The organism is Streptosporangium canum (assembly GCF_900113865.1).
In the GTDB taxonomy this organism is placed as follows: Bacteria; Actinomycetota; Actinomycetes; order Streptosporangiales; family Streptosporangiaceae; genus Streptosporangium; species Streptosporangium canum.
Genome location: NZ_FOQY01000004.1, coordinates 422,426 through 448,225 on the forward strand (window position 1 = coordinate 422,426; position 25,800 = coordinate 448,225).

The following is a 25,800-nucleotide window of genomic DNA, read 5'->3' on the forward strand; positions in this document are numbered from 1 at the left end:
TCCGAGTGGGGTGCGCCTCCGGCGGACCGCGGTCCGCCGAAGGGCGCGCCTGCGCGACCGCGGCCTGGAAGGGGCTGCGCGTCCCTCTGCCGGTCGGAGAGAGGTTGCGGGCCCGCCTGAGGGATCAAGGTCCCCGGTACGGCGAGAGCCCTCCCTGATGCCTCAGGGAGGGCTCCGGCGTCGGTGCGGGCTCTGTCTTCGCGGGGGAGCTACGGGGCGATCTCCGCGGGGGCTACGGGACGACGGGGATGCTGTTGTCGCCGATGTCGCCCTCGTTCATGAAGCCGCCGTTGCCGTCTCCGGTGATCACGACGTTGCCGTCGTCGTTGCCCGGGCCGTGGCCGTCGGTGGTGCCGGGCTTCCTGGTGGGCGGCGGTGCGCAGAGGCCGGAGCAGCCGCCGAAGCGGCTCATGTTCACCGGGGTGAAGGAGCTCGGGTCGATGCCCTTCAGCGCGCCGAGCATGGAGCTCTTCCAGATCCGGCCGGAGATCGACGCGCCGTACACGTAGCCGTAGTAACGCCCGCCGATGGTCACGCCGACCAGGTCGTGCTTGAAGGCGCCGCGCGGGTCGCCGAGGCTGACCGCGGAGGCGAGGTCGGGGGTGAAGCCGGCGAACCAGGCGGCGGTGTAGCCGTCGGTGGTGCCGGTCTTGCCCGCCGCCGGCCGGCCGATGCCGCCGACCTCCTGCATCGTGCCATCGGTGAACACCCTGGACATGATGTGGGTGGCCGCGTCGGCGACCTCCTCGTCCAGGACCTGGCTGCACTTGGGCTTGTACGGCGTGGCCTTGCCGTTGCGGTCGCGGATCTCGGTGATGGCCATCGGCTTGCAGTAGGTGCCGCGGGCGGCGATCGTCGCGTAGGCGGCCGACACCGTCACCGGGTCCATCTCGTTGATGCCGAGGGTGAAGGTCTCGAACTCCTTCAGCTTGGCTCCGTCGGCCCGCTTGATGCCCAGTTTCTTGGCCGTCTTGACCACCTCGCAGAGGCCGACCTTCTCCTCCAGCTTCAGGAAGAAGGTGTTCACCGAGTTCAGGGTGCCGGTGGTCAGCGACTTGAAGCCGCCGCCGCCCTCGCTGGAGTTGCGGACCTCGTGGTTGGGGTCGCCGACCCGGTTGCCCTCGCAGTCGCGGAACGAGCTGAGGCTGGGCGCCCGGTAACCGGCGCCGGTGGTGTTGCCGTCGTTGAGCTTCATGCCCTGGTCGAGGGCGGTGAGCAGGGTGAAGGGCTTGAACGTGGAGCCGGCCTGGAAGCCCGCGCCGCCGCCGTGCATGACGTCGGCCGCGAGGTTGTAGCTCATCTCGTTCTTCTTCTTGTTCTGCCCGAACTTCCGGCTGGCGGCCATCGCCTTGATGGCGCCCGTGCCGGGGACGACCATCGCCTGCGCGGCGACCGGGTGGTCGCTGGCCTTCACGTACGCCTTAATGGCCTTCTCGGAGGCCTTCTGCGCCTGCAGGTCGAGCGTCGTCTTGATCGTCAGGCCGCCGCGCTGGAGCTGCTTCTTGCGCAGCGAGGCGGTCTTGCCGAACTGCTCGTTGTTGAGCATCTCGTACTGGGCGTAGAGGCAGAAGTAGGGGTAGGCGCTCTCGTCGCAGCCACCGGGGACCGGGGTGTCCTTGAACCCGAGCTTCTTGGCCTTGGCCTCCGCGGCCTCCTGCTCGGTGATCTTGCCGAGCTCCTTCATCCGGTCCAGGACGGTGTTGCGCCGGTCCAGCAGCCGCTGGCGGCTCGCCTTGCCCGCGTTCGGGTCGGTCCCGCTGGGGTTCTGCACGGCCCCGGCGAGGGTGGCCGCCTCCCACAGGTTCAGCTTGGCGGCGGGCTTGCCGAAGAACCGCTTGGACGCGGCCTGGATGCCGTGGGCGCCCGCGCCGAAGTAGGAGATGTTGAGATAGCGCTCAAGGATCTCCGGCTTGGTGTATTTCTCCTCGATGGCCATCGCGTAGCGCAGCTCGTTGAGCTTGCGGGAGAAGGTCGGGGCGATGGCCGCCCGCTGCTCCTCCTTCGTCTCGGCGCTGTTGACCAGCACCTGCTTGACGTACTGCTGCGTGATGGAGGAGCCGCCCTGGATGCCTCCGCCGCCCGTGGTGTTCTTCACCGCCGCGCGGAAGGTGCCCTCCAGGTCGATGGCCCCGTGCTCGTAGAACCGGAAGTCCTCGATCGAGACGATCGCGGTCTTCATGATGTCGGCGACCTGGTCGAGCGTCACCGACTCGCGGTTCTCGTAGTAGAACTGGGCGAACTGCTTGCCGTCCGCGTCGAGCAAGGTGGTCTTCTCCGCGAGGGGGGGCTCGCTGAGCTCCTCGGGGAGCAGGTGCAGCTCCTCCGTGGCGGACTTCACGGTCATCCCCGCGCCGCCCACCGCCGGAAGCGCGATGGCAGCGACCAATACGCCTGTGGCGGCGGCAGCGGCGACCAGCCGCAGTACGTTGCCGAACGCCGATTTCTGATCTTTGCCTTGAGCCTGCACGTGTTCAAGGGTACGTCGGACGGATGGCCCAAACGGTAACGGAACACTATTTCAGTTCGCGTCGAGTACGTACTGGGGCAGGTGACTAGTCATTCCCGGCCAGATGGCCGCTGATGACCATGCGAGAAATTGGTCCCGCCGGGGTCTGTCGGCCCGAACGTCTGGTTGCGTACGTTCTCCTTCTGCGGCAATTGAATACGGAGGCTCGACGCCCGCGCCCGTCGGCCCCAAGTCACGACTGACCACCTAAGGGGAGTGGGGTCGAATGTGGATCACGGATTGGACCTCCCGTGCGGCCTGTAAGGGTGCGGATCCTGACGCGTTGTTCGTTCAGGGCGCTGCCCAGAACCGAGCAAAGCTGATCTGCCGAGGATGCCCGGTCCGGACCGAGTGCCTCGCCGATGCGCTGGACAACCGCATCGAGTTCGGGGTGTGGGGCGGGATGACCGAGCGCGAACGCCGGGCGCTGCTGCGTCGGCGACCGGATGTCGACTCCTGGCGGGACCTGCTGGAGCTGGCCAAAGAAGAGTACGAACGGACGAACGAGCTGATCGCCGGCTGAGTTCGCGCTGATCCCGTACGGCTGGCGCGTCACGCCGGCCGTACATTCGTGTGCCCGTGGCCTCTCGCGTATACGCGAGAGGCCACGGGCACACGGCGGTTCTAGCCGAGGCCCTGCTGGGCGGCCAGCAGCTCGCCCACCCGGCGCAGCCCCTCCAGGTCGTGCACGTCCTCCGGCATGGCGGGGACCTGGGCCACGGGCACCGTGGGATGGGCCGACAGGAAGTGCTCCTGCTCGCGGTGCTCGCGGGCGGCCAGCTGCATCCGGCCGGCGTGCAGCCGCAGTACGGCGGCGGTCAGCTCGTGCTCGCCGCGCGACTCCAGATCCTCGGCGGCGGCGGTGCTCCGCGCCGCCGACAGCATGGCGGCGGGCGCCAGGTGCACCCGGTTGACCACGAGCCCGGCCAGGGGCATGCGCTCCTCCGCCAGCCTCTCCACGAAGTACGACGCCTCGCGCATCGCGTCGCGTTCGGGCGCGGCCACGACGACGAACGCGGTCCCGGGGGCCTGCAGAAGCCGGTAGGTCTGCTCGGCGCGCACCCTGAACCCGCCGAAGACGGCGTCGAGCGCGGAGACGAACGTCTGCAGGTCCTTGAGCACCTGCGCGCCCAGCAGCTTGGTCATGGCCCCGGCGACGATGCCGAAGCCCGCGTTGAGCAGTTTGAAGGCGCTGCGCCCGCCGGCCTTGGCGGGGGCCATCAGCAGCCGGATCAACCGGCCGTCGAGGAAGCGGCCCAGGCGCTCCGGGGCGTCGAGGAAGTCCAGCGCGGAGCGGGAGGGCGGGGTGTCCACGATGATCAGATCCCAGTCGCCGGACCGGCGGAGCTGGCCGAGCTTCTCCATGGCCATGTATTCCTGCGTGCCGGAGAAGCTGGACGACAGGGACTGGTAGAAGGGGTTCGTCAGGATCTGGCGGGCTCGGTCGGGGTCCGCGTGCGCCTCGATGATCTCATCGAAGGTCCGCTTCATGTCGAGCATCATGGCGTGCAGCCGGCCCTCGCCCGCCACGCCCGCGACGGGCCTGGGGGTGTTGTCCAGCTCGGTCAGGCCCATGGACTGCGCCAGCCGCCGGGCGGGGTCCACGGTGAGCACCACGGCCGAACGGCCGCGCTCGGCCGCGCGCAGCCCCAGCGCGGCGGCGGTGGTGGTCTTGCCGACGCCGCCGGAGCCGCAGCAGACGACGATCCGGGTGCCCGGGTCGTCGATGATCGCGTCGAGGTCGAGAACCGGGACGGTCCGCTGCCTGACGGACCGCTCGCTGCGCTCGCTCATGCTGCTCCCTGGGTGTGGATCGATTCGGCCAGCTCGTACAGCCCGGCCAGGTCCACCCCGTCGGCCAGCAGCGGCAGTTCGTATCGGGGGCGCCCCGCCTTGGCCAGCGACAGCCTCTCGCGGCGCTCCAGCTCCGTGCGGTGGGCGTGTTCGGCGATCTCCTCGGCGAGGGCCTCGGCCACGGCGGCGGCGTCGGAGCTGCCGTCCGCGAGCCCGGACGCCTTGAGCCCGAGTGCCAGCTCGGCCGGGTCGAACCGGTCCTTGCCGACGTCGTCCAGGACGGACGCGGGCAGCAGCGACTCCCTGACCATGTTCGTGAAGATCCCGCCGGGCGGGAGCCCGGCCGCGCGGAGCTCGTCGAGCCCGTCGAGGGTCTCCTGGACGGGCATCTCCTCCAGGAGCGTGACGAAGTGCACCGCGGTCTCGGGGGAGGCCACGACGCCGTTCACCAGGTCGGCGTGGTTCTTGATCGGGCCCATCCGGGCCAGCTCGGCCACCTCGGTGGTGACGTTGAGGAAACGGGTGATCCGGCCGGTCGGCGGCGCGTCGAGCACGACCGCGTCATAGATCCGCCGGCCGTCCTTGCCCTTGCGGCGGACGGCCTCGCTCGTCTTGCCGGTGACCAGGACGTCGCGGAAGCCGGGGGCGATGGTGGTGGCGAAGTCGACGACGCCCATCTTGGTCAGGGCCTTGCCCGCCCTGCGCATGCCGTAGAACATCTCGAGGTAGTCGAGCATGGCCTCTTCGGGGTCGATGGCCAGCGCGTAGACGTCGCCCCCGCCGGGGGCGACGGCGATCTTCCTCTCCTCGTACGGCAGCGGCGGCAGGTCGAAGACCTGCGCGATTCCCTGCCGGCCTTCGACCTCCACCAGCAGGACCTTGCGGCCGTCCGCGGCGAGGGCGAGGGCGAGGGCGGCGGCCACCGTGGTCTTCCCGGTGCCGCCCTTGCCGGTGACGACGTGGAGGCGTACGCCGTCCCAATCGGTGTCGCGAGCTCTCACGTTTCGAAGGCTACCCAACAGCCACCTGACGATTCGTCGGGGCTGTGCACTGACGGGGCTACAGGTGTGGATTGTCACAGTGATCCTGCCCACTCGGGGACGCCGCCGGGAGGCCGTACGGAAACGCCGGGAGGGGCGGCCTCGCTAATGTGTCCCACATGACGAAATGGGAGTACTCAACGGTGCCTCTGCTGGTCCATGCGACCAAGCAGATTCTCGATAACTGGGGCCAGGACGGCTGGGAGCTCGTCCAGGTCGTGCCGGGGCCGAACCCTGAGCAGCTGGTCGCCTACCTGAAGCGGCCGAAGCAGTGAGCGCGCAGGAGAGGCTGGCCGAGCTCGGCCTGACGCTGCCCGAGGTGGTCGCGCCGCTGGCGGCCTACGTCCCGTCGGTCCGTTCCGGCGACTATGTCTACACCTCGGGCCAGCTCCCGGTGGTGGACGGCAAGCTCGCGGCGACCGGCAAGGTCGGTGCCGAGGTGAGCCCCGAGGAGGCCCGTGAGCTCGCGAGGATCTGCGCGCTCAACGCCCTCGCGGCGGCCGCGGCGGCGGCCGGAGGACTGTCCAACATCGTGCGGATCGTCAAGGTCGTCGGCTTCGTGGCCAGCGACCCCGCCTTCAGCGGTCAGCCGCAGGTCGTCAACGGCGCCAGCGAGCTGCTCGTCGAGGTCCTGGGCGAGGCGGGCAAGCACGCCCGCAGCGCGGTCGGCGTCGCCGTCCTCCCGCTGGACGCGCCGGTCGAGGTCGAGTTGATCGCCGAGGTCCGCTGACGATTGTCCGGGGCGGCGGCCGTGCCACATGATGGACCCCGAAACCGAGTGTTGTTCGGGTGGAGGGTCTGAAATGGGTGGTTTTCCGCTCCCTGGTGAGTTCGGTGAGCGTGCGCGCGACATCCTGGCCGGGCGGCTGGCACCCGTCCCGGCCCGGGATGCCGCCACCGTGGTCATCCTCCGCGAGGGCGTCGAGGTCTACCTGCTGAGGCGGAAGGCGAGCATGGCCTTCGCGGCGGGGGCCTACGTCTTCCCCGGCGGTTCGGTGGACCCCCGCGACACCGACCACGCGGTCGCCTGGGCCGGCCCCTCGCCCGCGGAGTGGGGGGCGGTCTTCCGCGCTGACGAGAAGATCGCGCGCGGCCTGGTCTGCGCCGCGGTGCGGGAGACGTTCGAGGAGTCGGGCGTGCTGCTCGCCGGGCCGTCACCGGAGTCCGTCGTGGCCGACACCACCGGCGACGACTGGGAGGCCGACCGGCTCGCCCTGATCGACCGGAGCCTGTCGTTCGCCGACTTCCTGGACGGACGCGGGCTGGTCCTCCGCTCCGACCTGCTCCGCCCCTGGGCGCACTGGATCACTCCCGAGGTCGAGCACCGGCGCTTCGACACCCGGTTCTTCGTCGCCGCGCTCCCGCCGGGCCAGCGCACCCGGGACGTCGGCGGCGAGGCCGACCAGGTCACCTGGGCGCGGCCCGCCGACGCGGTCGACCAGGCCAAGAACGGTCAGATCTTCCTGATGCCCCCGACCTACCGCACGCTCGGCGAGCTGCGCGACTACCGGACCGTGGCCGAGGTGCTCGCGGTCGAGCGTGAGATCGTCACCCTGATGCCCGGGGTCGCGGAAGTGGACGGGGAGATGCGCATCGTGCTCGACGACGACTACGGGTTCGGTCCCTCATGAGCGGGCGTGGCGGGCGTGCCGCCGGGCGCGGGGCGTCCGCGGCGGGGACCGGATGAGCGGCCTGCGGATCCCCCTCGACGGGCCCGACGGGTCCGGTACGGATCACGCGCTCAGCCTTCTCGCCCCGAACCCGTCCCCGATGACCCTGGACGGCACCAACACCTGGGTGATCGGCCGGGGCGAGGACGTGCTCGTCGTCGACCCGGGGCCGGACGACGGGCCGCATCTGCGGCGGGTCGCCGACCATCTCCGCGGGCGCAGGGTGACGGCGATCCTGCTCACTCACGGGCACCACGACCACAGCGGCGGCGCGAAGGGGTTCGCCGAGCTGGTCCGCGCGCCCGTCAGGGCCCTGGACCCCGGTCACCGGCTCGGCGACGAGGGTCTCGCCGACGGCGACGTGCTCACCGCGGGCGGACTGGAGCTCCACGTCGTGGGCACCCCCGGCCATTCGTTCGACTCGCTCTGTTTCTGGCTGCCGGAGGACCGGGCGATGCTGACCGGGGACACCGTGCTCGGCCGGGGCACCACCGTCATCGCCCCGGACGGCGATCTCGCCGACTATCTGCGCTCCCTGGACCGGCTCCGTGCGACGGCCGAGCGGGTCGGCGCCGAGGCGCTGCTCCCCGGCCACGGTCCGGTGCTGCCCGACCCGATCGGCGCGCTGGACGGCTACATCGCCCACCGCAGGCAGCGGCTCGACCAGATCCGGAGCGCGCGTGAGCGGGGCGCGAGGACGCCGGCGGAGATCGTTGAGATCGTCTACGCGGACGTCGACCGGTCGCTGTGGCCCGCCGCCGAGATGTCGGTCCGCGCCCAGCTCGCCTATCTCGACGGCTAGATCCAGGCCCGGCCCGGCCGCCGCTCAGCGTGAGCGGTTGTGCAGCCGCTCCAGGTCCATGATGACCACGGCCTTGGCCTCGATGCGCAGCCAGCCGCGCTGGGCGAAGTCGGCCAGGGCCTTGTTCACCGTCTCGCGGGAGGCGCCGACCAGCTGGGCCAGCTCCTCCTGGGTGAGGTCGTGGTGGACCCTGACGCCGTCGTCGATCCGCTGGCCGAAGCGCTCGGCCAGGTCGAGCAGGGCCTTGGCGACCCGCCCGGGGACGTCGGTGAAGACCAGGTCGGCCAGCACGTCGTTGGTACGGCGCAGCCGCTGGGCCAGGGCGCGCAGCAGGTGCAGGGCGACCTCGGGACGGCCGGTCAGCCAGGGGCGCAGGTCGTCGTGGCCGAGCCCGGCCAGGCGGACGTCGGTCAGCGCGGTGGCGGACGCCGTACGGGGGCGGGGGTCGAACAGTGACAGCTCGCCGAACATCTCGCCCGGACCGAGCACGCTGAGCAGGTTCTCCCGGCCGTCGGGCGCGGTCCTGGACAGTTTGATCTTTCCTTCGAGCACCACGTAGAGGCGGTCGCCGGTCTCGTTCTCGCTGAACAGCGTCTGCCCCTTGGACAGCTCGACCTCCGAGACACTCGTGCGCAGCGCGGCAGCGCCCTCGCGGTCGAGCGCCGAGAACAGAGGCGCCTTGCCCAGCACGTCGTCGGTGTTCACAGTGCCTCCTGTTTCACGGCTCACGCAGTCATTGTGACCTATCCCACCGAGCGGCTCTCAAGGGGGCCGTACGCGTAGGCTGTCCAGGTGCCTCGCAACGTCGGTCGTGCTGGTGAATCCCCGCTCGCCCTGGTCCGTCGCGCTCGGCGGATGGATCGCATCCTGGCGGAAACCTACCCAGATGCCCACTGCGAACTCGACTTCCGCAACCCCTTGGAGCTGCTGGTCGCGACGATCTTATCTGCGCAGTGTACGGATAAAAGAGTCAACATGGTTACTCCAACGCTTTTTGCGAAATATCGGACAGCGGAGGATTACGCCGGCGCGGACCGGGCCGAGGTGGAGGACATCATCCGGTCCACGGGGTTCTTCCGGGCCAAGACCAACAGCATCGTCGGCATGGCCCAGGCCCTGTGCGACCGCTACGGCGGAGAGGTCCCCGGCAAGCTCAAGGACCTGGTCACGCTGCCGGGCGTCGGCCGCAAGACCGCCAACGTGGTGCTCGGCAACGCCTTCGGGGTCCCCGGCATCACCGTGGACACCCACTTCCAGCGGCTCGTCCACCGGTTCCACTGGACGGAGGAGACCGACCCGGTCAAGATCGAACACGTCGTCGCGGGGCTCATCCCGAAACGCGACTGGACGATGATGTCCCACCGCCTGATCTGGCACGGCCGCCGCATCTGCCACGCCCGCACACCCGCCTGCGGCGTGTGCCCGCTCGCCGCGCTCTGCCCTTCGTACGGCATCGGCCCCGTCGCCGCCGCCCAGGCCGCCAAACTGGTACGCCCCGGCCCCTTCTCGTGACCGGTCCCGCGACCGGCTTCCGATGACCGGGAAGCACGGGACGGGGCGTCGTGTTGCAGAGACCGGAGGTGTGCCCGTGGAAGTGCCCGGATGGTTGGAGACGCTGGCCGAACGGGTCGCGAGAGCGCCGGTGCCTCCGCCGCTGCGCCCACCGGAGTCGGGCGGCCGGTCGGCGGCGGTGCTGATGCTGTTCGGAGAGGGGCCGCTCGGCCCCGACGTGCTGCTGATCCAGCGCAGTTCACGCGGGCGCCGCCACGCGGGGCAGCCCGCCTTCCCCGGCGGCGGCGTGGACCCCGAGGACGGCGGCCCGATCGCCGCCGCGCTGCGCGAGGCGCGGGAGGAGACCGGTCTCGATCCGGCCGGCGTCCGGGTGGTCGGCACGATGCCCGAGCTGTACGTCTGGCACAGCGACAACCGGGTCACCCCGGTGCTGGGCTGGTGGCACACCCCCAGCGTGGTGCACGCGGCCTCGCCCGACGAGGTGGAGGCGGTGGAGCGCGTCCCGATCTCCGAGCTCGTCGATCCCGCCAACCGGCTCAAGCTGCGCCACCCCAGAGGCCTGTCCGGCCCCGCGTTCCGGGTGCGCGGGCTGCTGGTGTGGGGTTTCACCGCGGGGGTGCTCGACGGGGTGCTCGCCGCGTCGGGCTTCGAGCTCCCCTGGGACCGGTCACGGATCGAGGATCTGCCTCCGGACGTCGTCAACCTCGCATCCCGTTGACAGCGCCAGGCCCAGGCGGGCCCAGTCGGCCACGTCGTGGTCGGGGTCCCGGGACAGCCGCCGCAGAGCCGCCAGGCCCATCGGGTCGGGCGGGTTGCCCATGATGTTCGGCAGCGCGTACGCCGCGCCGTACCTGACCCTGGGGTCGGCGTGCTCGCCCAGGGCGATCACCGACGGCAGCGCGCGGCGGTCCCTGAGATGGCCGAAGGCGATCAGCACCGAGTAGAGCACCATGCAGTCGTCCTCGCTGGCGGCCAGGAAGCGCAGCACCGGCAGGCTCCGGTCGGTGAAGCCGAGCCTGCCGAGGATGTCCACCCCGAGCATCCGCTCGGCGGTGGTCTCGCCCGCGCACAGCCGCCGGGCCGCGGTGAAGGTCTCCAGATCGCCGCGCGCGTGCAACACGGCGATCGCCTGCCAGCGGATCGTGCCGTCGTGGTCCTGGTCCCGCAGCGCGGTCTCGATGAGAGACGCCACGGCCGCCGACCCCCCGATCGTTGCCATATGACCACGATAACCGCATGGACCTACAAGAAGGGGTGCACGCGCGGGGCGGTGGCTGGATACCGTAAAGGGGTGAGCGGTGATCTCCTCGATCTCATCCTGATCGCCCTGATGGTGGCCTTCGCGGTGTCGGGATACCGCCAAGGGTTCATCATCGGGGCCCTGAGCTTTGTCGGATTCGTCGGTGGCGGGCTGCTGGGCATCTTCATCGCCCCGCCGATCGCCGGCGCTTTCGTCGACGGCGAGACCGAGCGCGCGCTGCTCGCCATCGTCATCGTCTTCCTGACCGCGACGATCGGACAGTTCGCGTCCTCGACCATCGGCGCCGTGGTCCGCAGCCACGTCACCTGGGAGCCCGCCAAGGTGGTCGACGCGGTCGGCGGCACCTTCGCCAGCGCGTTCTCGGTGTTGATCATCGCCTGGCTGATCGGCTCGCTGATCTCCTCCTCCCAGTTCACCCTGCTGAGCGAGCAGGTCAACAAGTCACTGCTGATCGGCACCGTCGACCAGGCGATGCCGAAGGCGGCCAAGGACTTCCAGAAGCCCTTCAAGGACTTCATCGACACCTCCGGCTTCCCCAAGGTGTTCGACGCCATAGGGGGCGGCCAGCTCGTCGAGGTCGAGCCGCCCGACAAGAGCGTGCCCAAGGGGGCGCAGCTCTCGCGGGCCCGCCGGGGCATCGTCAAGGTCCAGGGCGTCGCCTCCAGCTGCCGCAGGCACATCGAGGGCACCGGCTTCGTCTACTCCCAGAACAAGGTCATGACGAACGCCCACGTGGTCGCGGGTGTCGACCAGGACCTGCAGGTCACCGACTACCTCAACAAGGCCCACGCGGCCAAGGTCGTGCTCTACAACCCCGACAGGGACATCGCGATCCTCCACGTCCCCGGTCTGAACATGCCGATCCTGCGCTTCGACGGCACCGCCAAGAAGGGGGACGACGCCATCGTCGCCGGCTTCCCGCACGGCGAGGGCTTCACCATGAACCCGGCCCGCATCCGGGTCCAGCAGAAGGCCAAGGGCCTCAACATCTACGAGCGCAAGTCCGTCGTCCGCGACGTCTACGCCATCCGCGGCCTGGTCCGGCAGGGCAACTCCGGCGGGCCGCTGCTCACCACCGACGGCCGGGTCTACGGGGTCGTCTTCGCGGCCGCGCTCGACCAGCAGGAGACCGGCTACGTCCTGACGGCGGCCGAGGTGTCGCCGGACGCAGAAGACGGCTCCAAGCTGTTCAACCGGGTCGACACCCAGGAGTGCGACCAGAACGGCTAGAGCAGGTCCCTGATCGCGGTGATGGCCGCCCCGGGATCGGGATCGCCCGCGCCGCCCAGCTCCCGGGCGGTCAGGGCGATCTCCTCGTACGGCGGGCCGTACCGGCTGATCCTGCCGGCGCCCCGGGCGAACAGCGCCGCGGCCCCGCGCCGGTTGCCCCGCTGCAGGTGGGTGAGGCCGACGCAGATCTGCGCCAGCCCCTGCCAGAGCTCCCGCTCCGCCTCCGGAGCGGTCTTCCACCGGCCTTCCAGCACCTCATGGGCGTGGAACGGCCGGCTCTCGCCGAGTAGCCGGCGCGCCTCGGCGAGGGCCTCCTCCGCACTCGGCGCGTAGTCGTCCGGGACGCGCTCCACGCCCTCCGCCCCGTGGGGCAGCGGCCGTCCGAACGCGTCCCGAGGCCGCCGGTTGCGGGGCCTTCCGTCCGGGTCGCGGTCTCTTGTGGTCATGAGCTGTGGATCCCTCCCGTCCGGATCCCGGTCCTCCGTGGTCATGGGTTGTGGGGCCTTCCGTCCGGACCGCGGTCCCTCGCGGTCATCGGTCGGGCTCCGGGTCGGACAGCCAGCCGATGAGCTCGGCGTCGAACTCCTCCGGGCGCTCCTCGTGCGGGAAATGACCCGCGCCCTCGATCAGCCGCCACCGGTAGGGGGCGGCCACATAGCGGCCGGAGCCCTGGGCGGTGCGGGGCAGGACGTGCCTGTCGAGCGCGCCGTGCAACTGCAGCGTGGGCGCGGCGATCTCGCTCCGCATCCGCCTGGCGTAGCGCAGCCCGTCGGGACGGAGCTGGGAGCGGGCGAACCAGCGGTGATACTCCACCGCGCAGTGGGAGACGGTGGGGATGCGGAAGACGTCACGATAGGTCTTCGCCACCTCCTCCTCCGGCCAGCTCGGCCCGGACCACTGATCCAGCAGCCGTCCCACCATCGCGCCCTCGTTGGCGGTCAGGCGGCGTTCGGGCAGGAACGGCAACTGGAACCCCAGGGCGTAGGAACTCGCCCTGAGCTGGCCCAACGGGTCGCCGAACAGTGCGGAGCGGAGCCTGAGCGGATGTGGGGCCGCGACCGGGACCAGCCGCAGGACCGCCTTGGGATCCAGCACGGACATCGTCCAGGCCAGCAGCCCGCCCCAGTCGTGGCCGACGACGATCGCACCGGTCTCGCCCAGCGCCCGGATCAGCCCGGCCGCGTCGCCGGCCAGGGTGGGCAGGTCGTAGCCGCGCGGCGGCTTGTCGCTGGCGCCGTAGCCCCGCAGGTCGACGGCGACGGCGCGGTAGCCCGCCGCGGGCAGCGAGACGAGCTGGTTGCGCCAGCTCCACCAGAACTGCGGGAACCCGTGCAGCAGCAGCACAAGAGGGCCCTTCCCCGCTTCCACGATGTGGAAGCGGGTGCCGCCGGCGTGCACGGAGCGGTGGGTCCACGGCCCCTCGATCCTGACCAGGGACTCGTCGGGCCGGCTCACTGGCCCGGACTCACCGGTTCGCGATGCGAGCCGACCTGGCCCGCGCCGGGCGGTGCGGGCGGCGTGGCGAGACTGAGCTCGCTCTCGCCGCTCTTGATGGTCCTGAGCGAGCGCAGGGTCCGCTTCATCCCGGTCAGGCCCTTGAGCCGCCGGATGCCGAGGAAGACCAGCAGGCCGGCCACGATCAGGTAGAACACGGTGACGATCGTGAAGGCCAGCCACGTCCACACGCCCAGCCCGACCAGGGCGTAGGCGATGGCGAACGAGGCCAGGATCAGGCACAGGTGGGCCATGAACGCGGCGGCGCCGAAAAGCCCGGCGGCCACGCCGGCCCGTTTGGCGTCGAACTTCAGCTCGGACTTGGCCAGTTCGATCTCTGCGCGCACCAGGGTGGAGATCTGGTCGCTGGCCGCGGCGACCAGTGCGCCCAGCGACTCCTCCTGCGGTTCCGTCGTTGGATTCAGTGTCATGAGCGATCTCCTATCAAGCGCCGGTATCAGACATCATCCTGCGCGCTGAGGTGGTTGCGCACGCGCACCCGGAGCAGGACCGCCGCGACGACCGAGGCCGTGAGGCTCGCCACCAGCACCCCGGTGGTCACCGCGTCCGCCCGTCCGGGATCGTCGCCATAGGCCAGATCGCCGATGAGCAGGGACACGGTGAACCCGATCCCGGCCAGAATCGAGACGGCGGCCATGTCCCGCCAGTGCAGCTCATCCGACAGTTTCGCCAAGCCGAGCCGTACGGCCAGCCACGCCCCGCCGAAGACGCCCAGGAACTTACCGACGACCAGACCGGCGATCACTCCGAGCACCACCCGGTCGGCGACCATCGCGCCGAGGCTCTCCGCGCTGAGCACAACCCCTGCGGACACGAACGCGAACACGGGCACCGCGAAGCCCGCCGAGAAGGGGCGGATGTAGTGGTCGGCCAGTTCGGCGGGGGAGTTCTCCTCGCCTGGGCCGCTGTGCACGCGGGTCATCAGGCCCAGGGCTACCCCGGCGACGGTCGCGTGAACACCGCTGATCTCCACGAGATACCAGGCCAGGAGGGCGAGTGGCAGGTAGAGCCAGAGGCCGCGGACCCGCCTGGCCTGCAGCAGGCCGTACAGGGCGATGACCGCCACCCCGGCCAGCAGCGCCAGGAGGTTCAGGTTCCGGGTGAAGAAGACGGCGATGACGGTGATCGCGCCGAGGTCGTCCACCACGGCGCTGGTCAGCAGGAACGCCCGCAGCGAGGCGGGCAGCGCGCTGGCCGTCACGGCCAGTACGGCGAGGGCGAAGGCGATGTCGGTGGCCGTGGGGATGGCCCAGCCGCGGCCCGCCTCCGGCGCGCCCCAGCTCACCACGAGATAGATCAGGGCGGGAACGACCATGCCGGCGATCGAGGCGACGATGGGCAGCGCGGCCTTACGGAGCTGGGCGAGCTCACCGTGGACGAACTCCTCCTTGACCTCGATCCCGGCGATGAAGAAGAAGACCGTGAGCAGGCCGTTCTGGACCCATTTGTAGAGCTCCATGTCGAGGTGGAGGAAGTCCGGGCCGAACGTCGCGTTGCGGAGCGCCTCGTAGGAGTCGGTGGAGACGTTGGCCCAGACCAGGGCGGCGACCGTGGCCAGCAGCATGACGACGCCGCCGACGGTCTCGGCGCGGAGCGCCTCGGCGAGCTGGCGGGCGTATCGCAGGGACGGGCGGAACGGCCAGATTTCGACGGCGCGGCGCATGGGACCTCCGGGAATGCAGAGAGGGACGGTCCCCTCACTGGCCGACCAGACTTCCCGGCACACCTGATCGCCAGCCTATCGAAGTAACGCACAAGGGACTTCGGCCGGGCCCGCCCGGCCCAGAGGATCGCCCGGCTCGGAGGCCCGCTCAGCTCAGAGAAACGCCCGGCCCGGAAGCCCGCTCAGAGGCCCGCCCGGCTCAGGGCCCGCACGGGAGGACCCGCACGGGAGGGTCCGCACGGGAAAGGGGTCCGCACGGGAAAGGCGCGGGCCCCCGTCGCCGGGGATCCGCGCCTTCCGGCCGGTGCCTACCCGCCGCTCAGTCGTCGCTCTTGGCGCTGGGCAGCTTCTCGGAGATGAGGTTCATCACCGTGCTGTCGGCCAGCGTGGTGACGTCGCCGACGCTGCGGTTCTCCGCGACGTCGCGCAGGAGGCGTCGCATGATCTTGCCCGAGCGGGTCTTCGGCAGCTCGGGGACCACCAGGATCTGGCGCGGCTTGGCGATCGGCCCCAGGGACTTGGCCACGTGGTTGCGGAGCTCGGCGGCGATGTCGGCGCTCTCCTCGGCGTTGCCGCGCAGGATCACGAACGCCACGATGGCCTGGCCGGTCACCGGATCGGTCGCGCCGACCACGGCGGCCTCGGCGACCTTCGGGTGGGAGACCAGGGCCGACTCCACCTCGGTGGTGGAGATGTTGTGGCCGGAGACGAGCATGACGTCGTCCACGCGGCCCAGCAACCACAGGTCGCCGTCCTCGTCCTTCTTGGCGCCGTCGCCGGCGAAGTACATGCCCTCGAAGCGGGACCAGTAGGTGTCGATGTAGCGCTGGTCGTCGCCCCAGATCGTGCGGAGCATGGACGGCCACGGCTCGCGCAGCACCAGGAAGCCGCCGCCGCCGTTGCCGACGGTGTTGCCCTGGTCGTCGACCACGTCGGCGCTGATGCCGGGCAGCGGGCGCATGGCCGCGCCGGGCTTGCCCGAGGTGACGCCGGGCAGCGGGCTGATCATGATGCCGCCGGTCTCGGTCTGCCACCAGGTGTCCACCACCGGAGCGAGGTCCCTGCCGATGTGCTCGCGGTACCAGACGTAGGCCTCGGGGTTGATCGGCTCGCCGACGCTGCCCAGGATGCGCAGGGACGACATGTCGTACTTGGCGGGGATGTCGTCGCCCCACTTCATGAAGGTGCGGATCGCCGTCGGGGCGGTGTAGAGGATCGTGACCTTGTACTTCTGCACGATCTCCCAGAACCTGCCCCGGTGCGGGGTGTCCGGGGTGCCCTCGTAGATGACGCTGGTCGCGCCGTTGGCCAGCGGGCCGTACACGATGTAGGAGTGACCGGTCACCCAGCCGATGTCGGCGGTGCACCAGTAGACGTCGGTGTCCGGCTTGAGGTCGAACACCGCGTGGTGGGTGTAGGCGACCTGGGTCAGGTAGCCGCCGGTGGTGTGCAGGATGCCCTTGGGTCTGCCGGTCGTGCCGCTGGTGTAGAGGATGTAGAGCGGGTCCTCGGCGTCGTTCGGCCGCGCCTCGTGGACGTCGGTCTGCCGGTCCACGATGTCGTGCCACCAGACGTCCTTCTCGGTCTGGGACACCTCCTGGCCGGTCCTCCTGACGACCAGGACGTGCTCGATGCCCGGGCACTCCTTGACCGCCTCGTCCACGGTCGGCTTGAGCGCGCTGGGCGCGCCCCGGCGGTAGCCGCCGTCGGCGGTGACCACGATCTTGGCGTCGGCGTCCTGGATCCGGCCGCTGAGGGCGGTGGAGGAGAACCCGCCGAACACCACGGAGTGGATCGCGCCGATGCGGGCACACGCGAGCATGGTGATCGGCAGCTCGGGGATCATCGGCATGTAGATGGCGACCCGGTCGCCCTTGCCGACCCCGAGTTCCTGCAGCGCGTTGGCAGCCTTGGAGACCTCGCGCTGCAGGTCGGAATAGGTGAGGGTACGGCTGTCGCCCTCGGGCTCGCCCTCCCAGTGGTAGGCGACCTTGTCGCCGCGGCCGGCCTCGACGTGGCGGTCGACGCAGTTGTAGGCGATGTTGAGCTCTCCACCGACGAACCACTTGGCGAAGGGCGGGTTCCATTCGAGGGTGGTGTCCCAGCGCTTGGACCAGGTCAGTCGATCGGCCTGCTTCTCCCAGAACGCCAGGCGGTCCTGCTCCGCCTCGGCGTAGGCCTCGGCGGTCACGTTCGCGGCCGCGGCCAGGTCGGCAGGAGGTGCGAACCGCCGGGTCTCATGCAGCAGGTTCGACAAGGTCTCCTGGGTCTCACGCGACTCGGAACCAGGGGTCTCCGGGGCCACTATGCACTCCTTATGTACTTGCTAGACGACTGGTCGTGTCCCACTTCACCAGGCCAGAGGTCCTGCCACAAGAGGTCTAGACAGGTCTGTACCAATCGGTGATAGGGGGTCATAGTGGCTCACAATCGTCTTAACACCCGTTAACAACTGCAGCGAAACCGTTGTGTTTTCGACACCATAGGAATGTAGGGGGCGCTATTTCGTGCCCTTTAGTACGGCGGTGCGCCAGACGGCGGTATGCGTTCGCCGAGCGGTCCGGCCCCCCGTTTCAGTGGTGCGTTCGGGGCCTTGTTGACCGGCCGGTAAGGTCGGGGAGCGTGAGCGACCCATTGGCTGTCATCGCCGAACTGCCCGGAGTGCCCGAGGCGGTCACCGACGCGCGCAAGGCCGTGGACCGGCTCTACGGGCACCGCGTGTTGCGGCGCAAGAGCCCGGAGGTGTCGGCCAGATCGGCCCTGCGCGGTGCTCGCGCGTCCGCCGCCCTGGACGGCGTGGACGTCCCGCTTGAGGCCATCCCGGAGGTCACCGACCCCGTCGTCCAAGGCGCGCTGCGCGTCTCGGCCGAGTTGGGGCGGCTCGGCCCGACCTGGCGCGCGGCCCCCCGCCAGGTGCTGGCCAGGTTGCACACCCTTGCCGCCGCCGGCCTCACCGAGCGTCTCGGGCGCCCTCGGGGCGCCGCCGAGGCGCCCGACCTCCTCGGCCTGGGCGCCGCGCCGGAGCCGGAGGAGACCGTCGCCCGCGTGGACGGGCTGGTCGGCCTGGTCACAGGGACCTCCAAGGCGCCGGCGCTGGTGCTCGCCGCCATCGTGCACGCGGAGCTGGCGGTGCTGCGGCCGTTCGGGTCGGCGGACGGGGTGGTCGCGCGTGCGGCGGAGCGGCTGACGCTGGTGGAGTTCGGCCTGGACCCGAAGTCGCTGGCGGCCGTCGAGCTGGGTCACCTCGAACTCGGAGCCGCCTATCCCGAGAGTCTGAAGGCATACCTGAGCGGAACCCCCGACGGGGTCGCGGTGTGGGTGAGGCACTGTGCCTCAGCGGTCACGCTCGGGGTCCGGGAAGCCACGGCGATCTGCGAGGCCATGCAGCGCGGTTGATCGCGAGCGTCCCTCCGCGGTACGGAGGGGCACACGGCGTATGGAGGGGCACACGCCGTATGGAGGGGCACACGGCGTACGGAGGGGCACACGCCGTATGGAGGGGCGCAACGCCGTATGGAGGCGCATGCATCTCGTATGGAGGGACGTGCACGCCGCGGGGAGAGGGACAGTCGCGCGGAGAGGTGCCGGTCAGGCGGAAGGACGCGCACGCCGTATGGAGAGGCGCGCGGCCTTGCGGAGAGACGCACTCCAGGCGGCCCCCTGATGCCGCACAGCAAACGGCGCCCCTGGTATGGGGCGCCGTTGCCGCACTTCCAGCCGGGTTACCAAGCGTGCACCAAATAATCCTCGGGACGGGACAAGCCCGGCCCGACGGTGCCTCCCGCGGCTCGGCGGCACGTGGGTGCCCGGCGGCCGTGCCCGGACAACTGGTCCGTGCAACCTTTCTATGCCGGATCCTGGCTGATGGGAACCCCTGAAACCAAGACCTTTACAGATCGGGGGACATTCGTGGACGAATCTCCACATATGCCGCACCGCATCCTTGAGGTGACAATCGGGTCATCCGAGCTGTGATTCTGGTCACTCTGCGTGATCGGAAGTGGGTCGTTCGGTCGTATTTGATTGAACGTTGCGTCGCGACTCAACCGTTACCTTGAAAAAACTAGCGAAAATTAGAGATTACTCCTCGACGAAACTCAAGTTGATCGGGCAGCATGAGGTGGTATCTCCCCATGCTGGAGTGACTGCGCACGAGCTGGCTCTGCAATCTTCTTGCCGTGCTCTGGTGAAGTGCTGAAAGCTTTCTTCTGAAACGGGACCGGCTCTACCCCCCCAGAGCCGGACCGGTTGGCGACCCCCGCTCTCCCCCCCGGCGGGGGTCGCCACTTTTTCCCTCCCTCCCGATCCGGCCCGGCCCTGTTTGGTCCGTCCTGCCTGATCCGGCCTGATCTCGCCCGGCCCTGCTTGGTCTCGCCCTGCTTGGCTCCTCTTGGTCCGGCCTTCCCGATCCGGCCCGGCCCTGTTTGGTCCGTCCTGCCTGATCCGGTCCGATCTCGCCCGGCCCTGCTTGGTCTCGGTGCTGCTGGTTGCCGGTGCTTCCGCCCAGTGGTTGTCCACAGGTGATGTCAGCCCACCCCGGCTGTCCACAGAGCGGCGTTCGGTGAGTTCGCCGAGGCGGGTTCTCTCGGAAAGTGGGTCCTCCGCACTTCAGGGAGGCACCCTTGGACCGCCCTCTGGTCATCACCGAGGATCACGATCTGCTTGACGACCTGCTCCGTGTCGCCGCGGCGGCCGGAGCCGAGCTTGACGTCGCGCACGTGCCCGCACATGCCCGGCCGCACTGGACCCGTGCACCGCTGGTCGTCGTCGGCAGCGACATGGCCGATGCCCTGGCCGCCACCGGACCGCCGCCCCGGCACCGTGTCATCCTCGTCACCCGCACTCCCGACGATCCTGACACCTGGCGACAGTGCGTCGCAGTCGGTGCCCAGGCCGTGCTGGAACTGCCCTCGGCCGAGCGGCAACTGGTCGACGAGTTCGCCGATGTCATGGAGCCGGAGGCCAGGGCGGGGCTCGTTGTCTGCGTCGCCGGTGGTCGCGGGGGAGCCGGAGCCAGCGTCCTTGCCACTTCGCTGGCGCTGAGCGCCTCCCGGCGGCACCTCCGCACCCTCCTCGTCGACGCCGACCCGCTCGGTGGCGGCCTGGATCTGCTTCTCGGTCAGGAGGAGGCCGACGGAGCGCGCTGGTCCGACCTGGTCGCCCGTGAGGGCAGGGTGAGCTTCACCGCGCTTCAGGCCGCTCTGCCCACCTTCGCCGAGCTGACCCTGCTCTCCTTCCACCGCGGCGAGGTCGAGCCCATCCCCGCCGAGGCGATGCGCTCGGTTCTCGAAGCGGGCCGGCGAGGCTTCGACCTGGTGGTCGTCGACCTGCCCCGCCATCCCGACCAGGCCGCCGTGGAGGCGCTCAGCAGGGCCTCCACCACCTTGCTGGTCGTCACCGCCGATGTGCGCGGGGTGCTCGCGGCGGCCCAGGTGCTCGCCGGGCTGCGCAAGCACACCGGAGAGGTGCGCGCCGTCGTGCGCGGTGGCGTCCTGGACGACGAGGTGGTCACGGCCTCCCTCCGTGTGCCGTACGCCGGCAGCCTCCCCGACCAACCCCGCCTCGCCGTCGCCCTCAACCGCGGTGACGTCCCCCCACTTGGCCGCCGGACCGCCCTCGGCCGGTTCTGCGCCTCGTTCCTGCACTCCCTGCTCGGGGCGGAGACACGAACCGGGGCGGAGACATGAAGCAGTCCAGTGTCGCCACGGCGGTCTCACCCGAGCTGGTGGAGGCGGTCCGGGTACGGCTGGCCCGGAGCGGGGTCGAGCCCAGCGCCGCGCACGTCGCGGTCGCCCTTCGGGCAGAGCGGGCGGTGCTCGGCGACGCGGAGATCCTGGCCGTGGCCCGCGTTCTGTGCGCCGATCTGATCGGAGCCGGTCCGCTGGAGCCGTTGCTGGCCGAGTCCGAGGTCACCGACGTGCTGGTGAACGGTCCGCGCGAGGTGTGGATCGACGATGGCCGCGGCCTGCGCCGGACCTCGGTCGTGTTCCCCGACGAAGACGCGGTCCGGCGGCTCGCCCAGCGGCTTGCCTCCGCCGCCGGCAGACGTCTGGACGACGCGTGTCCCTACGTCGACGCCCGCCTGGCCGGCGGCGTCCGGCTTCACGCCGTCCTGCCACCCGTGGCGGCCGGTGGCACCTGTCTGTCCCTGCGGCTCCCGCCCCGCCGCACCTTCACCCTCCCCGACCTGGTCGGAGCCGGCACGATCAGGGCCGACGTCGTCCCCGTGCTCACCGCGGTGATCGAGTCAAGGCTCGCCTTCCTCGTCACCGGCGGCACGGGCACGGGGAAGACCACTCTGCTGTCTGCCCTGCTGTCCCTGGCCGATCCCGGCGACCGGCTGCTGCTGGTCGAGGACTCAGCCGAGCTGCGACCACTGCACCCTCACATCGTGCGCTTGGAGTCACGTCCGGCCAACCTTGAGGGAGCCGGTGGCGTGTGCCTGCGCGACCTCGTCCGTCAAGCCCTGCGCATGCGCCCGGACCGTCTGGTCGTCGGCGAGGTCCGGGGCGCCGAGGTCGTCGACCTCCTCGCCGCTCTGAACACCGGCCATGAAGGTGGTTGCGGCACCCTCCACGCCAACACCGCGGCCGACGTGCCGCCTCGCCTGGAGGCACTGGCATGCGCCGCCGGCCTCAGCCGTGAGGCGGTTCACAGTCAGATCGCCGCCGCGCTGGACGTCGTCATCCACCTCGTACGCGACCACGCCGGTGGCCGCCGCAGGGTGGCCGAGATCTGCATGATGATCCGTCGGCCCTCAGGCCTGGTCGACGCCGAACCCGCTCTCACCTTCTCATCGGACGGCTGTGTGACCACCGGTCCGGGCCTCCCCGCCCTCACGGCCCGGGCCCCCGGCATCGTGCGCAGGCCGTACGGCCCCGCCCGGCTCGACCATTACCGTGGGCGGCCGGAAGGCCCCGTCGTGACCCGCCGATCACCGGACGGCTCTGCCCCGGATGTCTTGGGAACACTGCCATGACAGTGCTGGCCGTGCTTCTTGCAGCCCTGGCCGTGTGGTTGTGGACCGGGCCCGACCCGGGAACGGCCCGCCTGCGGCGGATTCGGCATCGCCCCCGGAACGGGTCGGGCTCCCTGTACGCGAGGTTCGCCGGCCGTTCGCGGCCCTCCAAGCGCACGGCTGCCTGGCGGACCGCATCGATCGAGCTGTGCCAGGGGCTCGCAGCCGAGTTGGCCGCCGGGCGGACCGCCGGGGAGGCGTTGGCCCGCGCCGTGTCGACCGTGGAGTTTCCCGATCCGGTGGCGCTGCGGCCGTTGATCGCCGCGGCGAGGGACGGCGGTGATGTGCCCGCCGCGCTGCTGGCCGCGGCGCCGGCGCAAGGAGGCGAGGCCTTCCGCGGGCTGGCCGCTTGCTGGAAGGTGAGCGTGACCGCAGGAGCGGGTCTGTCCGCCCTCGTCGATCGCGTGGCCGGTTCCCTCAGAGAGGCTCAGGCCCATCGCCAGGACGTCGCCGCCCAGCTCGCAGGCCCTCGTGCCACGGCCCGGCTGCTGGCAGGACTCCCTGTCCTCGGCCTGCTGATGGCGATAGGCCTGGGCATGCGCCCGCTGCACTTCTTGTTCGGCAGCCCGGCGGGCGTGGGCTGCCTGGCGCTCGGTCTCGCGCTCGACGGCTGTGGTCTGTGGTGGACGCACCGCCTGGTCACCCACGCACAGCAAGCCTGATCTTCCGCCCGTGACGCGTCCGACGGTTGTGACCTCCGGCCCTCCTCCGGCCTTGGAACGGTTGTCACGCAAGGTTGATCGTCTTCTGATCTGCCCGAGAGGTGTCGGAACGGCGGAGCCCGATTCTTCCGGCCGGTGGCCGGGTGATCATGAGGAGCGAGACCAATGATCATTTTGCTGGCCGTCGTGCTTGCCGGGATCGCCGGATGGCTGTGGACGTCGCCCGGTGATCCCGCCGAACGGCTCCGCCGAGTTCGGCGGCTGCCTTCATCGGTCCGGCCGGTTGAGGCACTGCCAAAGGCAGGGGCGCCCTCGTTCTCCCCGCCCGCGGGGGTGATCTGCGGCCCGGCAGGGAGGCGGCGACCGAGTAGAGGCGAGGTGATGATCTCCGCCATCATCGGGCTGATGGGGTTTCTCGTGGTCGGCGGCGTCCCGGGAATCGTCATCGGGGTGGTCGGCTCTGTGGTGGCGCTGATGGCCGTCCAGCGGCGGGAGTCGCCCCGGGCCCGCCGGGAGCGCGATCGGGTGGTGGCGGACCTGCCGCTCGCGGCTGATCTCATGGTCGCCTGTCTGCGTGCCGGGCAGCCGATCACCGGTGCCATCGACGTCACCGTCGAAGCGGTTGGCGGACCGCTCGGTGAACGGCTGGCTTGGGTGAGCGGGCAGCTGAGGCTGGGGGCCGCGCCGGAGAGCGCCTGGCAGGCTCTCGCGGCCGAACCTCCGTTGGCCCCCCTGGCGCGCATGATGAGCCGGGCGGCTCTCAGCGGTGCCCCGGTAGCGGATGTCCTCACCAGGCTGTCCGATGACTCCCGCCATGCCGTCCGTGCCGCGTCGGCGGCGGCTGCCCGGCGGGTCGGGGTTCAGGCCGTCGCCCCGCTGGGGCTCTGCTTCCTACCGGCCTTCGTCTTTCTGGGCATCGTCCCCGTCGTGGCCGGCCTCGCCGGTGAGGTGCTGCTCCCTTAAGTTATCCACAGGATTTCCCCGGCCGCCATCCAGTTATCCACAGAAATGTGAGTAGCTGTGGATGAATATCCGCAGTTTGCCCGGAGCGCCTTCGTTCGGGCGAGGCCTGTTGTGTGCTCCCAGGGGTATCCGCAGGCCCGGTTGCCGGGGCCTGCCGGGGAGCGGTCCTGTTCTCATGCAGTCACGGCCGGATGTCTCTACGGTTCGAGGGGATTGCCACTGCGGCATGACAGTCAGACCGGGGAGATCTCCTACTGGGTGGCCGCCGAGGCGCGTGGACGCGGGGCGGCCACCCGGGCCGTGGCCTTGTTCAGTGCCTGGACCTTCCAAAACGTGGGCCTGAGCGAGCTGTGGCTTCGTGCTCATCGCGACAACGTCGCCTCGCAGCAGGTGGCATCGCGCACAGGGTTTCGTCGTGATCCACAGCGCGACAAGACGCAGGAGGCGAAGGGCGAGGTGTGGCCGATGCTCGGCTATGCGCTGTCCCGGCCCGCATCCTGACCGGGGACAAGCTCACGCGACGTTCGCCCTGCTGACGACCTCGCGTAGGCGTTCGTCGGTGGCGTGCTTGTTCCGCCAGATGATGTAGCGGCGGATCATGCTGCCCTGGGCCTTGTGGCTGGGGTGGTCGGTGCCGTCGAGGGCGAAGTAGCGCAAGGCGGTGAACTGGGCCTCGATCCGGTTGAGCCAGGAACTGTTGGTCGGGGTGTAGGCGATCTCCACGTTGTTCGCCGCCGCCCACGTCCCGACCCGCTGGCACCGCTTCGTCGTCAGGTGCGGAGAGTAGTTGTCGCAGACGATCGCGATCCGCACATCCATCGGATGTAACGAACGCAGGTAGCGGCAGAACTCCAGGAACTTGGAGCGGTTCTTGGTCTTCTTGATGTGGCCGTAGAGCTGGTCCCTGGCGAGGTCGTAGGCGGCGAACAGGTGCCGGACCCCGTGCGGGCGGGTGTAGGTCGCCCGCCGGCGGGGTCTCGGCTCACGGTCGGGGCCCTTGTGTCTGCCGCCGCGCTCGGCCCACTGCTTGCCGGGGTGGGGCTGGAGGTTGAGCGGCCCGAATTCGTCCAGGCAGAAAACGACTTCGGGCTCTCCGTCCTCGGGTATGACCTCGCCGTCGGCGATCGCGTACAGGTGCTCGACCCGGGCCTTCTTCGCCGCGTAGTCGGGGTCGCGGGAGGTCTTCCAGGTCTTCACGCGTTGAAAGGAGACGCCCTCCTCGCGGAGCAGGATGCGAAGGCCCTCGTGGCTGATGTCGTCGACCACCCCCTCGGCGACCAGGAAGTCGGCCAGTTTGGCCAGGCTCCAGGTCGAGAACGGCAGGCCGTGCTCGGCCGGCTTGGACTTGGCGATCTTCTTGATCTCCCGGCGTTCGGGCAGTGTGAAAGTCCTCGGGCGGCCACCCTTGTATTTCGGGTACAGGGAGTCGAAGCTGTCGGCGTTGAAGTTGTGGATCACGTCCCGGACCCGGTCCGCGCTGGTGAACGTCACCTCGGCGATCTTCGCCACGTCCATGCGCTGGGCGGACAGCAGCACCATCTGGGCCCGTCGCCAGGTCACCACCGAGCCGGTACCCCTGCGGACGATCCGCAGCAGCCGCTGCCCCTCATCGTCGTCGATCTCACGGACCCGCACACGTTCAGCCACGGGACCATTCTGACCGCCCGGCGCCGCCCGGTACCGCAACCAGACGACACGTCACAACGGGGCGAACGTTGCCTGATGCGGCACTAGTAGGGAAACTCATCACACATCACGACCGCGCCTCGGGGTCCTCTCCCGGAGCATCTGAGCTTGAAGGGCTGAAGTTACCTCGCGAAGAGCGTGACGATCGCCCAGACCGGCCATACCGGGAGCATGAGGTATCCCGAAAGCGGCGGGCTGACCGCCGCCGCACGTGCCAAGCGAGATCGGTTGTGCTTCGAGGCCGCGGACCTTTTCGCCCATGGAGTGCCACCGCCGGAGGTCGGCCAACCGCTGGTACCGGGCCTGGCAGGCCAGCGGCATCGAGGCGCTGGCCTCCAAGGGCCCCGGCGGAGACAAATGCCGCCTGGACGAGGCTCGCCTGGCTCGGTTGAGGGCCGAGCTGGCGCGGGGCCCGGCCGCACACGGCTACGCCGAGGACCAGCGCTGGACCCTGGCCCGCATCGCCGATCTGATCGCT

The 25,800-nt window shown here is 70.2% G+C and carries 26 protein-coding genes; 15 read left to right on the forward strand and 11 right to left on the reverse strand.

From position 1 onward, the window contains the following. Nucleotides 1-232: 232 nt before the first annotated feature. On the reverse strand, nucleotides 233-2,467 hold the full coding sequence (locus tag BM085_RS08530) for a transglycosylase domain-containing protein (protein WP_093886445.1): 2,235 nt from the start codon (nucleotides 2,465-2,467) through the stop codon (nucleotides 233-235). A gap of 265 nt (nucleotides 2,468-2,732) precedes the next feature. Here BM085_RS08530 and BM085_RS08535 point away from each other — a divergent pair, with 265 nt between their 5' ends. Continuing rightward, complete coding sequence (locus BM085_RS08535) at nucleotides 2,733-3,029, forward strand: WhiB family transcriptional regulator (protein WP_012887233.1); 297 nt, start codon at nucleotides 2,733-2,735, stop codon at nucleotides 3,027-3,029. A 101-nt stretch (nucleotides 3,030-3,130) separates the two neighbouring features. Here BM085_RS08535 and bagB read toward each other — a convergent pair whose 3' ends face one another. Both bagB and bagA read right to left on the reverse strand, forming a co-directional pair. Then, on the reverse strand, nucleotides 3,131-4,300 hold the full coding sequence (bagB, locus tag BM085_RS08540) for an ATPase BagB (RefSeq protein ID WP_093886446.1): 1,170 nt from the start codon (nucleotides 4,298-4,300) through the stop codon (nucleotides 3,131-3,133). Then, nucleotides 4,297-5,301 (reverse strand): ATPase BagA, encoded by a 1,005-nt coding sequence (gene bagA / locus BM085_RS08545; protein WP_177245006.1) that lies wholly within the window; start codon nucleotides 5,299-5,301, stop codon nucleotides 4,297-4,299. Before bagA ends, bagB begins: the two co-directional genes overlap by 4 nt. Before the next feature lie 158 nt (nucleotides 5,302-5,459). On the opposite strand from bagA, the gene sp36 reads away from it, so the two are divergent. From sp36 to BM085_RS08565, 4 genes are all read left to right on the forward strand, one after another. After that, nucleotides 5,460-5,615: a Sp36 family protein gene (gene sp36 / locus BM085_RS08550; RefSeq protein WP_012887236.1), complete on the forward strand. Its 156-nt coding sequence runs from the start codon at nucleotides 5,460-5,462 to the stop codon at nucleotides 5,613-5,615. After that, a complete protein-coding gene (locus BM085_RS08555) occupies nucleotides 5,612-6,070 on the forward strand; it encodes a RidA family protein (protein WP_093886447.1) in 459 nt (152 codons plus the stop codon). The genes sp36 and BM085_RS08555 overlap by 4 nt, the downstream gene beginning before the upstream one ends. A 73-nt stretch (nucleotides 6,071-6,143) precedes the next feature. Next, nucleotides 6,144-6,971, forward strand: a complete 828-nt coding sequence (locus BM085_RS08560; RefSeq protein WP_093886448.1) for an NUDIX hydrolase — start codon at nucleotides 6,144-6,146, stop codon at nucleotides 6,969-6,971. Nucleotides 6,972-7,023: 52 nt separating this feature from the next. Beyond that, on the forward strand, nucleotides 7,024-7,812 hold the full coding sequence (locus BM085_RS08565; protein ID WP_093886449.1) for an MBL fold metallo-hydrolase: 789 nt from the start codon (nucleotides 7,024-7,026) through the stop codon (nucleotides 7,810-7,812). A gap of 24 nt (nucleotides 7,813-7,836) precedes the next feature. Here BM085_RS08565 and BM085_RS08570 read toward each other — a convergent pair whose 3' ends face one another. Next, a complete protein-coding gene (locus BM085_RS08570; RefSeq protein WP_012887240.1) occupies nucleotides 7,837-8,517 on the reverse strand; it encodes a Crp/Fnr family transcriptional regulator in 681 nt (226 codons plus the stop codon). A gap of 87 nt (nucleotides 8,518-8,604) precedes the next feature. Between BM085_RS08570 and nth the strand changes: the two genes are divergently transcribed. Continuing rightward, complete coding sequence (gene nth / locus BM085_RS08575; protein WP_093886450.1) at nucleotides 8,605-9,324, forward strand: endonuclease III; 720 nt, start codon at nucleotides 8,605-8,607, stop codon at nucleotides 9,322-9,324. A 76-nt stretch (nucleotides 9,325-9,400) separates the two neighbouring features. After that, on the forward strand, nucleotides 9,401-10,042 hold the full coding sequence (locus BM085_RS08580; protein ID WP_177245007.1) for an NUDIX hydrolase: 642 nt from the start codon (nucleotides 9,401-9,403) through the stop codon (nucleotides 10,040-10,042). Here BM085_RS08580 and BM085_RS08585 read toward each other — a convergent pair. Beyond that, complete coding sequence (locus tag BM085_RS08585; protein ID WP_093886452.1) at nucleotides 9,992-10,543, reverse strand: HEAT repeat domain-containing protein; 552 nt, start codon at nucleotides 10,541-10,543, stop codon at nucleotides 9,992-9,994. The two genes, BM085_RS08580 and BM085_RS08585, sit on opposite strands and share 51 nt — an antisense overlap. Before the next feature lie 72 nt (nucleotides 10,544-10,615). On the opposite strand from BM085_RS08585, the gene BM085_RS08590 reads away from it, so the two are divergent. Then, nucleotides 10,616-11,815 carry a MarP family serine protease gene (locus tag BM085_RS08590; protein WP_093886453.1) on the forward strand — a complete coding sequence of 400 codons (1,200 nt, stop codon included), beginning with the start codon at nucleotides 10,616-10,618 and terminating at the stop codon, nucleotides 11,813-11,815. Here the strand turns inward: BM085_RS08590 and BM085_RS08595 are convergent. The 5 genes from BM085_RS08595 to acs form a co-directional block, all read right to left on the reverse strand. Continuing rightward, nucleotides 11,812-12,261: a DUF309 domain-containing protein gene (locus BM085_RS08595; RefSeq protein ID WP_093886497.1), complete on the reverse strand. Its 450-nt coding sequence runs from the start codon at nucleotides 12,259-12,261 to the stop codon at nucleotides 11,812-11,814. The genes BM085_RS08590 and BM085_RS08595 overlap by 4 nt on opposite strands. Before the next feature lie 85 nt (nucleotides 12,262-12,346). After that, entirely contained in the window at nucleotides 12,347-13,270 is a 924-nt protein-coding gene (locus BM085_RS08600; protein ID WP_093886454.1) for an alpha/beta fold hydrolase, read from the reverse strand. Further along, the gene (locus BM085_RS08605; protein ID WP_093886455.1) at nucleotides 13,267-13,740 is read right to left on the reverse strand and encodes a phage holin family protein; all 474 of its coding nucleotides are present in this window, start codon (nucleotides 13,738-13,740) and stop codon (nucleotides 13,267-13,269) included. The genes BM085_RS08600 and BM085_RS08605 overlap by 4 nt, the downstream gene beginning before the upstream one ends. 26 nt (nucleotides 13,741-13,766) lie before the next feature. Further along, nucleotides 13,767-14,993, reverse strand: a complete 1,227-nt coding sequence (gene nhaA / locus BM085_RS08610) for a Na+/H+ antiporter NhaA (protein ID WP_093886456.1) — start codon at nucleotides 14,991-14,993, stop codon at nucleotides 13,767-13,769. Between the two features lie 319 nt (nucleotides 14,994-15,312). Beyond that, a complete protein-coding gene (gene acs, locus BM085_RS08615; RefSeq protein WP_093886457.1) occupies nucleotides 15,313-17,298 on the reverse strand; it encodes an acetate--CoA ligase in 1,986 nt (661 codons plus the stop codon). Between the two features lie 317 nt (nucleotides 17,299-17,615). On the opposite strand from acs, the gene BM085_RS08620 reads away from it, so the two are divergent. The 6 genes from BM085_RS08620 to BM085_RS08645 all read left to right on the forward strand — a co-directional run bounded on the left by BM085_RS08620 (nucleotide 17,616) and on the right by BM085_RS08645 (nucleotide 24,137). After that, nucleotides 17,616-18,389, forward strand: coding sequence for a Fic family protein (locus BM085_RS08620; protein ID WP_093886458.1), 774 nt, complete (start codon nucleotides 17,616-17,618; stop codon nucleotides 18,387-18,389). A 1,226-nt stretch (nucleotides 18,390-19,615) separates the two neighbouring features. Beyond that, nucleotides 19,616-20,680, forward strand: a complete 1,065-nt coding sequence (gene ssd / locus BM085_RS08625; protein ID WP_093886459.1) for a septum site-determining protein Ssd — start codon at nucleotides 19,616-19,618, stop codon at nucleotides 20,678-20,680. Beyond that, a complete protein-coding gene (locus BM085_RS08630; protein WP_093886460.1) occupies nucleotides 20,677-21,972 on the forward strand; it encodes a TadA family conjugal transfer-associated ATPase in 1,296 nt (431 codons plus the stop codon). The genes ssd and BM085_RS08630 overlap by 4 nt, the downstream gene beginning before the upstream one ends. Beyond that, a complete protein-coding gene (locus BM085_RS08635; RefSeq protein ID WP_093886461.1) occupies nucleotides 21,969-22,673 on the forward strand; it encodes a type II secretion system F family protein in 705 nt (234 codons plus the stop codon). The genes BM085_RS08630 and BM085_RS08635 overlap by 4 nt, the downstream gene beginning before the upstream one ends. 381 nt (nucleotides 22,674-23,054) lie before the next feature. Continuing rightward, complete coding sequence (locus BM085_RS08640) at nucleotides 23,055-23,636, forward strand: type II secretion system F family protein (RefSeq protein ID WP_093886498.1); 582 nt, start codon at nucleotides 23,055-23,057, stop codon at nucleotides 23,634-23,636. A 111-nt stretch (nucleotides 23,637-23,747) separates the two neighbouring features. Continuing rightward, on the forward strand, nucleotides 23,748-24,137 hold the full coding sequence (locus BM085_RS08645) for a GNAT family N-acetyltransferase (RefSeq protein WP_245789212.1): 390 nt from the start codon (nucleotides 23,748-23,750) through the stop codon (nucleotides 24,135-24,137). Nucleotides 24,138-24,149: 12 nt separating this feature from the next. On the opposite strand, the gene BM085_RS08650 is transcribed toward BM085_RS08645, so the two are convergent. Next, nucleotides 24,150-25,283, reverse strand: coding sequence for an IS630 family transposase (locus BM085_RS08650; RefSeq protein WP_093886463.1), 1,134 nt, complete (start codon nucleotides 25,281-25,283; stop codon nucleotides 24,150-24,152). Between the two features lie 298 nt (nucleotides 25,284-25,581). Between BM085_RS08650 and BM085_RS08655 the strand changes: the two genes are divergently transcribed. Next, nucleotides 25,582-25,800 (forward strand): helix-turn-helix domain-containing protein (locus BM085_RS08655; RefSeq protein ID WP_177245008.1); only part of this gene is annotated, 219 nt, incomplete at its 3' end.